Source organism: Rhodothermus profundi (genome assembly GCF_900142415.1).
Classification (GTDB): domain Bacteria; phylum Bacteroidota; class Rhodothermia; order Rhodothermales; family Rhodothermaceae; genus Rhodothermus; species Rhodothermus profundi.
In genome coordinates, this window is sequence record NZ_FRAU01000006.1 from 147,284 (window position 1) to 159,530 (window position 12,247).

The 12,247-nt window shown below is 57.2% G+C and carries 11 protein-coding genes; 3 read left to right on the forward strand and 8 right to left on the reverse strand.

All coding sequences use genetic code 11. The features are described 5' to 3' along the window. The first annotated feature begins 37 nt into the window (after window positions 1-37). Complete coding sequence (locus tag BUA15_RS09960) at window positions 38-1,243, forward strand: dipeptidase (protein ID WP_423815757.1); 1,206 nt, start codon at window positions 38-40, stop codon at window positions 1,241-1,243. Here BUA15_RS09960 and BUA15_RS09965 read toward each other — a convergent pair. From BUA15_RS09965 to pncA, 4 genes are all read right to left on the reverse strand, one after another. Beyond that, a complete protein-coding gene (locus BUA15_RS09965; RefSeq protein WP_072715847.1) occupies window positions 1,240-2,277 on the reverse strand; it encodes an EpsG family protein in 1,038 nt (345 codons plus the stop codon). The two genes, BUA15_RS09960 and BUA15_RS09965, sit on opposite strands and share 4 nt — an antisense overlap. Then, window positions 2,274-3,422: a glycosyltransferase family 4 protein gene (locus BUA15_RS09970; protein ID WP_245772008.1), complete on the reverse strand. Its 1,149-nt coding sequence runs from the start codon at window positions 3,420-3,422 to the stop codon at window positions 2,274-2,276. The genes BUA15_RS09965 and BUA15_RS09970 overlap by 4 nt, the downstream gene beginning before the upstream one ends. A 352-nt stretch (window positions 3,423-3,774) precedes the next feature. Beyond that, on the reverse strand, window positions 3,775-5,181 hold the full coding sequence (locus tag BUA15_RS09975) for an oligosaccharide flippase family protein (protein WP_072715849.1): 1,407 nt from the start codon (window positions 5,179-5,181) through the stop codon (window positions 3,775-3,777). Between the two features lie 137 nt (window positions 5,182-5,318). Further along, window positions 5,319-5,951 (reverse strand): bifunctional nicotinamidase/pyrazinamidase, encoded by a 633-nt coding sequence (gene pncA / locus BUA15_RS09980; RefSeq protein ID WP_072715900.1) that lies wholly within the window; start codon window positions 5,949-5,951, stop codon window positions 5,319-5,321. A gap of 176 nt (window positions 5,952-6,127) precedes the next feature. Between pncA and BUA15_RS09985 the strand changes: the two genes are divergently transcribed. Next, complete coding sequence (locus BUA15_RS09985; protein ID WP_072715901.1) at window positions 6,128-7,555, forward strand: aldehyde dehydrogenase family protein; 1,428 nt, start codon at window positions 6,128-6,130, stop codon at window positions 7,553-7,555. 9 nt (window positions 7,556-7,564) lie between these two features. Here BUA15_RS09985 and BUA15_RS09990 read toward each other — a convergent pair whose 3' ends face one another. Continuing rightward, complete coding sequence (locus tag BUA15_RS09990; protein WP_072715850.1) at window positions 7,565-8,638, reverse strand: M42 family metallopeptidase; 1,074 nt, start codon at window positions 8,636-8,638, stop codon at window positions 7,565-7,567. A gap of 94 nt (window positions 8,639-8,732) precedes the next feature. On the opposite strand from BUA15_RS09990, the gene BUA15_RS09995 reads away from it, so the two are divergent. Beyond that, window positions 8,733-9,443, forward strand: a complete 711-nt coding sequence (locus tag BUA15_RS09995) for a response regulator transcription factor (RefSeq protein ID WP_072715851.1) — start codon at window positions 8,733-8,735, stop codon at window positions 9,441-9,443. Here BUA15_RS09995 and BUA15_RS10000 read toward each other — a convergent pair. The 3 genes from BUA15_RS10000 to BUA15_RS10010 all read right to left on the reverse strand — a co-directional run bounded on the left by BUA15_RS10000 (window position 9,440) and on the right by BUA15_RS10010 (window position 12,237). After that, a complete protein-coding gene (locus tag BUA15_RS10000) occupies window positions 9,440-10,150 on the reverse strand; it encodes a response regulator transcription factor (protein ID WP_072715852.1) in 711 nt (236 codons plus the stop codon). The genes BUA15_RS09995 and BUA15_RS10000 overlap by 4 nt on opposite strands. A 47-nt stretch (window positions 10,151-10,197) precedes the next feature. Further along, window positions 10,198-11,346, reverse strand: coding sequence for a tRNA 2-thiouridine(34) synthase MnmA (gene mnmA / locus BUA15_RS10005; RefSeq protein WP_072715853.1), 1,149 nt, complete (start codon window positions 11,344-11,346; stop codon window positions 10,198-10,200). A 75-nt stretch (window positions 11,347-11,421) separates the two neighbouring features. Continuing rightward, on the reverse strand, window positions 11,422-12,237 hold the full coding sequence (locus tag BUA15_RS10010) for an SDR family oxidoreductase (protein ID WP_072715854.1): 816 nt from the start codon (window positions 12,235-12,237) through the stop codon (window positions 11,422-11,424). Window positions 12,238-12,247 lie beyond the last annotated feature (10 nt).

Here is a 12,247-nt window from a genome sequence, read left to right on the forward strand (position 1 = left end):
TTCGAGCAATTCCAGAATTGGTCTTTCAGGCACCATGATGCGCACTTTCCTGCTGATGTTTATTCTGGCCAGCTTACTGGCTGCCTGCCAGAGCGAAGCGGACCGGCACTATGAGCGGGCGCGTCAGCTTACGCAGCGATTTATCCTCATCGATGGCCACATCGACGTGCCCTACCGCCTGCGTCAGTTTCCAGAGGACATTACGCGGCGCACTGAGCTGGGCGACTTTGACTACGTTCGCGCGCGCGCCGGCGGCCTGGACGCGCCGTTCTTTTCGATTTATCTGCCTGCTGAACTACAGGACACGCCCGGCGCCTCCAAGGCACTGGCCGATTCGCTCATCGATATGGTGGAGGCGCTGGTTCGCCAGGCCCCTGACAAGTTTATGCTGGCCCGCTCGCCGGACGACGTGCGTCGCGCCCACAGGGAAGGACGCATCGCCCTGCTCATGGGGATGGAGAATGGATCCGGCCTGGAGGGCGACCTGCGCAACGTAGCCTACTTTTACGAACGCGGCATTCGGTACATTACGCTCACGCACGCCCGGGTCAACCAGCTCTCCGATAGCTCTTACGACACAACACGCGTCTGGAACGGGCTCAGCCCATTTGGGGAGCAGGTCGTTGACGAAATGAATCGACTCGGTATGCTTATCGATATCTCGCACGTCTCCGATAGTGCCTTCTACGACGTGCTGCGCCGCACCAAAGCCCCTGTGATTGCGTCGCACTCATCAGCGCGGCATTTCACGCCCGGCTGGGAGCGCAACATGAGCGACGAGATGATCCGGGCCCTGGCCGCTAACGGTGGGGTCATAATGATTAACTTTGGCTCCTCCTTTTTGCGTAGCGAATATCAGACCAGGGGCGACTCGCTGCGCCAGCAGCTCCGAGCAGAACTGGAAGCCCAGGGTCTTGCCCCCGACTCGCCAGAAGGGCGCCGCTGGATGGCCCGGCAGCGCAAGCAGCACCCCATCGGCACGGTGGCCGACGTTGCCGATCACATTGACCATGTTGTGCAGCTTGTAGGTGTCGATCACGTAGGACTGGGCTCCGACTTCGACGGTGTTTTTGCCCTTCCGGAAGGCCTGCAAGACGTATCAATGTATCCCAACCTGGTCGCTGAACTGCTGCGGCGCGGCTACAGCGAGGCAGATATTGAAAAAATCCTGGGCGGCAATCTGCTGCGCGTCTGGGAAACGGTTGAAGCCGTCGCTGCGGAGCTGCAGCAGGCACATCCCTAGCGTGCAAATAGTGTATGGTAGGGTAAAAACGGAGAAGGCGACCAGAAGCTCTCATAGAGCATATATCGATACATGCCGATCGCACCGCCCAGACCGGCCAGGAGCAGGGCTCCTTTAAAGGTTCGGTCCATGGGCTCCTGAATGCGCCTGTAGGCTCGCAACATGGCTATCGGAATTAACAGATTGACCATGTCCAGCAAACGAGGGGTCACATAAATCCCTAACCCGAAGAAAAAGATCATAAAAAATAGCGAACTGTAGATAATTCTTTTTTTCTGGGTAGCCGGAATGCTCGACAGAAAAACACCGGTTAACAGGACAAGTCCTAACATAATGCGAGATATTCCAGAAAATAAGCTGGGCGCCTCCAGACGAGCGTATACAGCAAGTTTGGCCAAAAAGTAATTCTCATTAAGCACAACCAGTACGACCATCACAACAAACAATAGTATCATCCACATTATACTTCTTCTATCCTTTGATTCTATTTTATATTCCTGATTAAACCATAGATAGAATAGAGAGAAAATCATAGAGTAATGAAACATAACAGACAGTCCGCCTAGCAACATTGCAGACAGGGTTCTCCCTCTTCTGTCTTCCTGCAGCGCAAGAAGTAAAATAGAGAAAGCGATTCCTACTCGAATAACATTCATACTAAAATTGTAAAAAAACAAAGGCATAAAAAAAGACATCAGAAAAAATAATTCATCCTCATCTGACCGGTATATATACAGCATCAAAACAACGGCCAGAACCCCTGAAAAAGCTCTGACTGTCAATACAGGATCTTGGGTAATCGCATTAAAAATATACATCAAGATCCAGAAGGCCGGCTCAATTCCTGACCAGGCTTCTGATCGAGTAGCTAAGCGCTCGTATACGGCCGTATCTGTCCCTACAGAACCGCGAAGAACAGCCACCAGACTTAGCAAGAGGGTAACACCAATTGCGAGCGGGCGTAGCTGCTTACGCAGAAAGAAACTGATTGCATGATAATAATAAATAGACAGCCATCCAATCAGATAAATCATCTGTCCTTACGGGCACTTTTTGCAAAAACCTCCTGATATACCTGCTCGGTATCCGTCAACATATGATCCAGTGTAAAGTATGCTTTGTAGCGCTTTCTCCCTGCCTGTCCCATAGATTGCCGCATCGCAGGATGTACCATCAGGGTTTGCAAACAAGCGCGTAGTGCCGCGACATTCCCCCGAGGAAAAAGCAGCCCAGTTTCTCCATGCTGCACACTTTCGCGCACCCCTGAAACGTCTGCGGCCACGACTGGCAATGCTGCCCGCATGGCTTCTAAAATGGAAAGGGGAAATCCTTCATAGTTCGAAGCCAGTACGAAAATATGAGCACGTGCTAGCCGCTCCGCTACGTTCCGGTGCTCGCCCAGAAAATACACACGGTCGTTGAGCTGAAGCTGCCTTGTTAGCTGCTCACAGGCAGGCCGCAACGGTCCGTCGCCGATAAACTCCAGTTGCCAGGGCAATGTCCGCAAGCCTGCTAGCGCCCGCAGGACAAGGGCATGATCTTTCTGCGGACTAAACCGGGCCACCATGATCAAACGCACCGCCTTTCCCTGCTGCACCTGCGGACAGGCCAGCAAGTGATCGGGCACATCGGGAATGCCGTTATAAACCGTGACCAGCCGATCCGGTGCAGCAATACGATACCGCAAGGCAAGCTGACGATCATACTCGGATACCGTAATGATCTTGTCGGCAAAAGGAGCCGCCACCCGCTCCGCCCAACGAAACAGCCAGCGCTGCCGGGACGGAACGCCCTCTGTAAAGGCCCACCCATGCGCGGTAAAGATAACCGGAATGCCCAGGCTGCGGGCAACAAGGCGTCCTATCCATCCTGCCTTCGACGAATGCGTGGAAACCAGATCCGGCTGCAACCTTCGCAAAAGATGCCGTAATGCGAGCAAGCATCGCGCATCCCGCCACGGGTGAATGGCGCGCTGCAGAAAGGGTACCTGTTTGTAGGGAATGCCCTCCGCCTGCACCAGCTCTGCAAACGAGCCCCTCTGTCCTCCCAGAATTGTGATTCGGTATCCCTTCGCCCGAAACCCCCTGGCCAGATCCAGAACATGCATCTGAGCGCCTCCCAGCTCATCTGCCCGCGTAATCAAGTAAACGATATGTAAGGGTCGCTTCGTCTGACTCACCGGCATCGACAGGCACGCGATGGCACGCTTTCTTAAAATATACGCTCCCTGCCGGGCCATACGCGCCTCCTCAAGGTGGTTTAACATTCAGGCGCGTGCAGCGCATCCTTTCTTAAAGAGCCAATTCCACTGAAGCGGACGAGCTGCTACCTGCCCGGGGATCTTTTCGGAAAACAGCCTTCACGGTAACGCACCTTACCCCTTCGCAAACCGCTCATAAAGCATGCCTCCGAACTGCCACTGCGCTCGCGTAGCGCACAGCCAGCCTAAACCCGGACGCCCTGCCCTCTCTTCAGAACAGCGGTAGCTGAAGGAACCAGATTCGGGCCAGTGTAACGGGAAAATCATTATCCTATATTCTCAAACGGATATTACGACAGATCCTTGTAAAATCTTCCTTTAACAGAATAGCGAGCAGGACGCCATACATGCCTATCCCGACAATTCCGGCGCCTATCCATCCCATAGAAGCCTTCAGGACTCCGATGGTAATCCCCATGCCAATCCCTGCCATGCTGATCCCCAGCCCCTTTTTCAGGCCCCAGGGGATGGGAAGCACGGTACGTCCCCACCAGATACTTAAAAGCAAAGCAATGCCGCAGGATACAACGGTAGCCCAGGCGGCCCCAATGATGCCCACCCGGGGAATCCATAGCAAATTCAATCCGATGTTGACCAGAGCTCCCCACAGAACACTTCGGAGCTGTCCCATGGTACGCTGCCCTAAATGAAAGGCGAGGTCGGCATGATACACCCGCATTCCGTCAAGCAACGTCCCTACAGCAACCCAGGCTATGATCGCGCTGGCTGCCTGAAATGCTTCCCCCAGCACCAGGCTGGCAATTGCATCGCGCAGTAAGACCAGACCTACCGTCGCAGGAACAGCGATGATTAAAAGAAGCTGCGCATTCCGACTCAGATAGGTATACGCAACGGGTTTCCCCTCCTGCTCCCATGCTTTCACGATTAAGGGATAAACTGCCAGGTACACAATGTGCATGAGCAGAATGACAGGCTGATAGGCCAGATCATACCCTGCCGCATAAATCCCGGCATGGGCTTCATCTAAGAGCCAGGCAATCAAGAATCGGTCGGAGGCAACGATAATCAGGTTGAACGCCAGGCTACCGGCCACCGGAAGGCCATAACGCAACAGCAAACGCAACCGTCTGGTATCCAGACGAATCGGGATCACCCGCCAGTGCTGATAGGCGAAGACAATCCCGATTCCTACCATGCTAACGACCAGGCCCCATAATGGGCCGTAGGCCTCCAGGCCGCTCAGAATGAACAGGGTCCCCAGACCTAACGCTCCCACGCTACGGGCTCCCATTGCCCAGCCATAGGCCTGCGTCTGAAGTCGCGCGCGCAGCAGCTCCGCATTGAGCTCAAACCAGGCCTGTGCCCAGAGCAAAAGCACCCCCACCCCCATCAGACTGCGCCACCGCGCATCGGCAACCAGGCCAGCCGCTGCACCACCCAGGCTGCCCACAAGGAACATCAGCGCCAGATAGCTCCACCCAATTGTGCCCAGCAACCCCTCTTCTTGCCCTTGATGAGCTGGCAGATAACGCACCAGAGCAAAGCGAAGCCACTGAAAACAGACGAGATTCAGCACATTAACGCCGGCAATAACCAGGACATAGTACCCATAGGCTTCAGGCGTCAGCAGTCGCGTATAAACTGCTACCGCTAAGAAATTCACCAGCGCCGGTACCCCCCGGGCTACCAGATAACGCAGGCTATAGCGCAGGATCATGCATCACGCGCGATTGGCCCCGCCCTTTCCAAGACGAGCAGCCCAACGTTGGACCTGCCGGGAAAGTTCTTGCAGAAAAAACACAAAGGCGTCTGGCCGCCCTCCAGACGCCTTTGCGCTCGTGCGTATGGAAAAACTTATCCTACGGGTTCAGCCTGACGGATAACTTCCTCCGAAGTGATCAGATGCACACCGGCCGCCCTCATTTCCTCCCAGGCGCGCGCCAGTGAGCCGTTTGTATCAATCCCTCGCGTCGCGTCGGTTACCACGTACACTTCAAAGCCCAGCCGACGCGCATCCAACGCCGACCATTTCACGCAGAAATCGGCGGCCAGTCCGACCACATAAAGCGTCGTAATGCCCCGCTCCTTTAAGTAGCCAGCCAGCCCGGTAGGCGTCTTTTTATCGTTTTCGTAAAAAGCCGAATACGAATCGATTTCTTTCCGAAAGCCCTTTCGAATAATAAGCTGGGTGCGCGTCGTATCCAGCTCCGGATGAAACGCAGCCCCTGAGGTCCCCTGCACGCAGTGGTCCGGCCAGAGCACCTGCTCTCCGTAGCTGAGCTGGATCGTTTCAAACGGCTGCTTGCCAGGATGCGCCGAGGCAAATGACCAGTGTCCTGCCGGATGCCAATCCTGCGTCTGAATTACGTTTTCAAAATACGGAATCAGCCGGTTGATGACCGGAACGACTGCATCGCCTTCGGGCACCGGCAACGCCCCTCCCGGGCAAAAATCATTCTGCACATCTACAATCAGCAGCGCCTTCATGGCTCCCCCGAGCGTCTGGTGAACGGTTTCCGCCTCTTCCAAACAAGCGAAGCAGACCGGCCAAAAGTTCCAGGGATGTTCCAGGGGCTTGACCCATGTTTCAAAAACGTATACCATTGGTTTAAATACAGTCTACAACCCACACCCCGACAACGATGACGCCCCATCCGTCCGCCATGCCCTGCACTCCGGAGCTGGCCCGCACCATGGCCGAAGTGTTTGAGCGCCAGCGGCAGCACCACGCCGTAGTTCGCAACCGCACCGTACGTGAACGGCGCCGCCAGCTTATTCGCCTGCGTGAAGCGGTGCTGGACCATCGCGAAACCATCCGGACAGCCCTGTGGGCCGATTTTCGCAAGCCGCCCCTGGAAGTAGATCTGACGGAAATCGCCCCGGTTGTTACCGAAGCCCGTTACGTGGCTCGTCACCTGGCTCAGTGGATGCGGCCGAAACGCGTAAGTTCGACGCTGACGCACCTGGGCACCCGGGCAGAGATTCGCTATGAACCCAAAGGGGTTGTGCTTATCCTGTCGCCCTGGAATTATCCCTTCACGCTAACGCTCGCTCCCCTGATCACTGCCATCGCAGCGGGCAACTGCGTAATCGTCAAACCCTCAGAGTTAGCCCCCAACAGTGCCCGTACTATCCGACGCATTCTCGAAGAGGTGTTCGAGCCAGAAGAGGTAGCGGTCTTCGAAGGCGACCACACCGTAGCCGAAGCCCTGCTGGAGCTACCCTTCAACCACATCTTTTTCACCGGTAGCCCCCGCGTGGGCCGTCTCGTCATGGAGGCTGCCGCGCGCCATCTGGCCTCTGTTACCTTAGAGCTAGGAGGTAAATCGCCCACCATCGTCGATGAAACGGCCGACGTTGACCAGGCTGCCGAAAAGATTGCCTGGGGCAAATTCACCAATGGGGGCCAGACCTGCATTGCCCCCGACTATGTACTGGTGCACCGTAAACTGCACGACGCCCTGGTTGATGCGCTGCGGGAGCAGATTGTAACCTTTTATGGACCAGATCCGGAAACCTGGCACCAGAACAACAGCTACGCCCATATCGTCAACGACCGCCACTATGAACGGCTGCGTCACCTGTACGAAGACGCCCTGGCCCGCGGCGCACAGGACGTTGTGGGCGGCCCCTGGCGGGCAGAAGATCGTTTTGTACCGCCTACCGTGCTGACGCACGTGCCTGACGAAGCGGCAATCATGCAGGAAGAAATCTTTGGCCCGCTGCTTCCTATCCAGACCTTTGACCACTTAGAGGAAGCCCTGGCAGCAATCAATCGCCGCCCCACGCCGCTGGCACTGTACGTATTTGCCCGGGACGAACAGCGCACGCAGTATGTGCTAAACCATACCTCAGCCGGTGGCGGATGCGTCAACGATACGCTGCTCCACTTTAACCATCCCAGTCTGCCCTTTGGTGGCATCGGCCAGAGCGGGGTCGGGAAAGCCTATCGCTACCACGGCTTTCTGGCTTTCTCCAACGAACGGCCTGTGGTCTACCGTCGGTTCGAGTTTCCCCTGCTCCGCCGATTCTACCCACCGTATGGTGAACAAGCCCTGCGCTTGCTAAACCGATTCCTGCCGTTTTTCTGAGCAAGGGGGTCAATCTATAAGCGGAGTTTGGAATCGATCACCGGGTTTCAGACTTTGCACAAAAGCCACAAGCAGACGAACCGTGTGCGCTATGTCATCCAGATCCACCATCTCAACCGGTGAGTGCATGTAACGAAGCGGCACCGACACCAACGCGCAAGGGATGCCGCCACGCGTGGCAAAAATGTCATCCGCATCGGTACCCGTGCGCCGCGACGATGCTTCATGCTGCACCGGGATGCCTTCGGCTTTCGCCACCGCCAACAGCCGCTCCACCAACATCGGATGATTAGCCGTGCCATGAGTTAGAACAGGCCCTTTCCCTAACCGAATGAGCCCATGACGCCGAACGTCAATCCCGGGCGTATCGGTCGCGTGCGTAACCTCCAGCACCAGGGCCGCATCTGGATGCAACCGGTAGGCCACCATGCGTGCTCCATAGCCTCCAATCTCTTCCTGCACGGCGTTGACCGCATAGACTGTGGCGACCGGTGGCTTTTCGGCCAGCGCAGCCAGCACCTGCGCCAGAATGAAGCCGCCCAGCCGGTTGTCGAGCGCCCGCCCCACCAGCCGTCGTCCCTGCAGTCGAAACGGCGCGTCGGCCAGCACAACAGGATGCCCTACCCGAATGCCCAGCGCCGCTACTTCTTCCCGGCTCTGCGCTCCCACATCAACGAATAGCTCATGCCACTCCGGCACTTTCTCGTCTTTGGGGTCGCGTAAATGAATGGCCGTATGCCCCAGCACCCCGTCCACCGGTCCTTTGCTGCCCAGCACCTGCACTCGACGTGCCCGGGCTAATGCTCGGTCCGCTCCACCAATAGGCGCAATGTGTAAAAATCCCTCCTCGGAAATATGCTGCACGATAAAGCCCACTTCATCAGCATGCGCTTCCAGCATCAATCGAGGCGCATCAGCCCGTCCACGTTTGATTGCCCAGACCGTGCCATAACTGTCCTGCGCCACCTCATCGACCCAGGGCTTCACGTGCGCCACCCACGTTTGCTGCAAAGCCTGCTCAAAACCCGAAGGACTAGGCGTTTCCAGCAGCTTCAGCAGAAAAACTTCGTTTTTTGCGTTCATGGCATTATTTCCCTACGTAGAAAGTTGACAGTGCCCCTTTCAGTTGCTAATCTCTGAGAAGCGTTCCTGGTACATCAAGCGCGCTCAAAGCACCATGGCCGAATCAACGCCCACCTACCACATGTTGATCGTTGAAGACGATGCAGATGTCGCGCAGGCCCTGCAGGACTTTTTCGAGCTGCAAGGTTACCGGGTCACGCACGCGCCTGAAGGCAACAAGGCGCTGGAACTCCTCACCAATGCCCATCGCTTCGACGTCGTACTGCTTGATGTAATGCTTCCCGACCGCAGCGGCTTTGAAGTGTTGCAGGAAATGCGCCAGCGTGGTCTGGAAACGCCGGTGCTGGTACTTACCGGCCGCGGCGAGCGGGAGCAAGTTCTCCAGGGGTTCGACTTAGGCGCCGATGACTACATCGTCAAGCCGTTTGATCCCGACGAAGTAGCCGCCCGCGTGCGCGCCATTTTACAGCGCACGCAGCCCCCGGATCGCGCCCCCATGCAAATCTATCGCATCGGCGACGTAGAGATCAACTTCAGCACCCACGAAGCCTATCGAGGCGCTGAGCGCATCAACTTCACGGCCATGGAGCTGAACGTGCTACGCTACCTGATTCACCACCGGGGGGAGGTCGTTACCCGCGAGCAGCTGCTGCGCGACGTGTGGCACATTGCCGGGGATGTTGAAACGCGAACTATTGACCGCCATATTGCTTCGATTCGAAAGAAAATCGAGCCAGATCTGCGCCAACCCCGCTACATTGAAACGGTTTACGGGAAGGGCTACCGCCTCCGAGCCGATGATTAATCCACGAACTCGCCCCCAACCAACCGATAGCCAATACCATAGACGCTCTGAATCGGCCAGCTTGCTTCATCCTCGCCGTCCATGATCTTACGCAGCGCATTGATGTGGCGGTCAATCGTGCGCGTCTGGACCGTGGGCGGAAGTTGCCAGACTTCACGCAGCAGTTGTTCACGCGTAACCGTACGACCGCGGTGTAAGATCAGATAGCGGAGCAGCCGAAATTCCATGTCGGTTAGCGATACAGGCTGGCCGTCCCGCGTCACTGTCCCCTCCACCAGATCGACTTCCAGTCCCCCTACGCGGAAACGTCGTTTCTCAGGCTGCGGCTGTCGTCGCGAGCGGCGCAGGATGGCTTCAACACGTGCCAGCAGTTCCTCCGGCGCAAAGGGCTTGGTCACATAGTCATCCGCGCCTAACTCAAAACCTTTCAGCCGGTGCTCTCGATCGTCCAACCCTGTCAGCATCAGCACAGGCGTCAGCACCCCATCCTCTTCGCGTAGCTCTCGGAGCACCTCAAAGCCGTCACGTCCCGGCAGGCGCGCGTCAAGAAGGATCAGATCGTAGCCGGGCACTGTGATGGCTTTCTCTCGCCCTTCTTCTCCGGTGGCTACCGCATCTACTTCATAACCCGCCGATTCCAGGCATAGTACCAGCGCCTCCCGCACTTCTGCCTCATCCTCTATAATCAACAGACGTGCGTTTTTCATAATAAACCAGAGGGTTTTTTCAGAAATCTACGATATGAGAGGCTTTCCTACAACAAGCGCCTGTCGGCCGCTCCAGCAGCAGTCGTTTCATCCTCTAGCACTTCGTAAATCCAGCCGCCTGCCAGCACGTCATCGCCTTCATACAGCACCACCGCCTGACCGGGCGTAATGGCTGGCCGGGGTTCCGCAAAGGCTACGTGCAGCGCATCCTCCTCTTGCCAGACCAGACAGGGGGCTCCTTCATCCTTGTACCGGATTTTACCAACGGCTGGCCGCTCTTCTCGCAGGTCAGGATACTTGATCAGGTTGATCTGCCGGGCTACCAGCCGCTGCCGCAGCAGCTCTTCACGGGGCCCCACCGTGATGGTATTGGTCGCGGGATCAATGTGGGTCACATAGACCGGATAGCCAAGCGCCAACCCGAGCCCATGCCGCTGCCCGATCGTGTAGAACGGATAGCCCTGGTGCGTGCCCACCACGGTACCATCCTTAAGCACAAACTTGCCCGGCCCTACCTTCTGGTCCAGGTCAGGCACGCGCTGGCGCAGAAAACGGCGATAGTCATTATCCGGGATAAAACAGATCTCATAAGAATCCGGCTTGTGAGCCAGTCGCTCAAAGCCCATTTCGGCCGCCATACGCCGGATTTCCGGCTTGGTGTAGTCGCCCAGCGGCAACAGCGTGCGCGCCAGGTGTTCCTGGGCGATGCCCCAGAGCACATAGCTCTGATCCTTGTTAAGATCCCGCCCGCGGGAGATGACGTAGCGGCCCAGCGCTTCGTCGTAGCGAATGCGAGCGTAGTGGCCTGTTGCAATATAGTCGCACCCCAGCTGATCGGCTCGTCGCAACAGAGCTGCCCACTTGATATGCGTATTGCATAGAATGCAGGGATTAGGGGTGCGACCAGCCAGGTACTCGTCCGTGAACCGTTCAATTACCCAATCGCCAAACTCCTCCCGAATGTCCACGATAAAGTGTGGGAACCCCAGCCGTACGGCTACCGCGCGGGCATCATTCATCGACTCCAGCGAGCAGCATCCCACCTCCTTGCCGGTACGCACCCCACTGGACGTGTAATCCCACGTTTTCATGGTGATGCCCACCACCTCGTAGCCCTGCTCATGCAGCAGCGCTGCCGTGACGGACGAATCCACGCCGCCACTCATCGCCACCAGTACCCGTCCGTGCCGGCTCATAACTGTTTATGTATGCTTATTTTTCTGGCATGCGCGGCGGTTGTACGGCGAGCGCCTGGCCCCGTTCCGCTCCCTTCAAAGCAGGTGCTTCGACCGTCCTCCGTCCACCGGGAAAGCTACGCCGGTAATGTAACTGGCCCGGGCACTGGCCAGAAAAGCCGCCGCCGCTGCAAACTCGTGCGGCTCGCCAATGCGCTTCAGCGCGGCCTGCTCGGCCCAGCTTGCCTCAATCTCTTCAATAGGGCGACCGGTGCGCTGGTGCTGCACCTGCGCCAGCTCCTGCAACCGCTCCGTGCGCGTGTAGCCTGGAAGCAGGGTGTTAACCGTAATTCCCTCAGGTCCCAGCTCCTCAGCCAGACTTTTCGCAAACCCCTGCACGCCAGCGCGCGCCGCGTTCGACAGATACAGATTCGGGATCGGCTGCTTGGCCGAAATAGAAGTAATCATCAGAATGCGGGCCAGTCCGTTCGGCTCACGTGCTGCTCGACGTAGATGCGGCAGCGCATGGCGGCAGAGGTTGATCGTGCTGAGCAGGTTTAACTCCAGGGCTGCTCGCCAGTCATCGGCGGTAAAATCCCCAACGTAGCCTGCCGGAGGCCCCCCAGCGTTCGTCACCAGAATGTTCAGGCCGTTCCACCGGTCAACGACCTGTTCCATCATGCGCACAATTTGTGCTTCATCCGTCACGTCGCACACCAGCGGCAGCACGCGATCCTCGGCGATATGAGCTGCTTCCACAATGCGTTGCGCCGCGGCCTGAATGCGCGCCGCCGAACGGGAACAGATGGCCACCCGGCATCCTTCACGCGCCAGTTCCAGCGCCGCAGCCCAACCAAGTCCGCTGCTGGCGCCCGCTACTAGCGCAATGCGATCCTGCAATCCCAGGTCCATAACGTCCTTA

Excerpts from the sequence above, each read along its gene's own strand:
- BUA15_RS09960 (WP_423815757.1), top strand. The coding sequence starts at position 38 with ATGCGCACTTTCCTGCTGATGTTTATTCTGGCCAGCTTACTGGCTGCC.
- BUA15_RS09965 (WP_072715847.1), bottom strand. The coding sequence starts at position 2,277 with ATGATTTATCTGATTGGATGGCTGTCTATTTATTATTATCATGCAATC.
- BUA15_RS09975 (WP_072715849.1), bottom strand. The coding sequence starts at position 5,181 with ATGATCCTGCGCTATAGCCTGCGTTATCTGGTAGCCCGGGGGGTACCG.
- pncA (WP_072715900.1), bottom strand. The coding sequence starts at position 5,951 with ATGAAGGCGCTGCTGATTGTAGATGTGCAGAATGATTTTTGCCCGGGA.
- BUA15_RS09985 (WP_072715901.1), top strand. The coding sequence starts at position 6,128 with ATGCCCTGCACTCCGGAGCTGGCCCGCACCATGGCCGAAGTGTTTGAG.
- BUA15_RS09990 (WP_072715850.1), bottom strand. The coding sequence starts at position 8,638 with ATGAACGCAAAAAACGAAGTTTTTCTGCTGAAGCTGCTGGAAACGCCT.
- BUA15_RS09995 (WP_072715851.1), top strand. The coding sequence starts at position 8,733 with ATGGCCGAATCAACGCCCACCTACCACATGTTGATCGTTGAAGACGAT.
- BUA15_RS10000 (WP_072715852.1), bottom strand. The coding sequence starts at position 10,150 with ATGAAAAACGCACGTCTGTTGATTATAGAGGATGAGGCAGAAGTGCGG.
- mnmA (WP_072715853.1), bottom strand. The coding sequence starts at position 11,346 with ATGAGCCGGCACGGACGGGTACTGGTGGCGATGAGTGGCGGCGTGGAT.
- BUA15_RS10010 (WP_072715854.1), bottom strand. The coding sequence starts at position 12,237 with ATGGACCTGGGATTGCAGGATCGCATTGCGCTAGTAGCGGGCGCCAGC.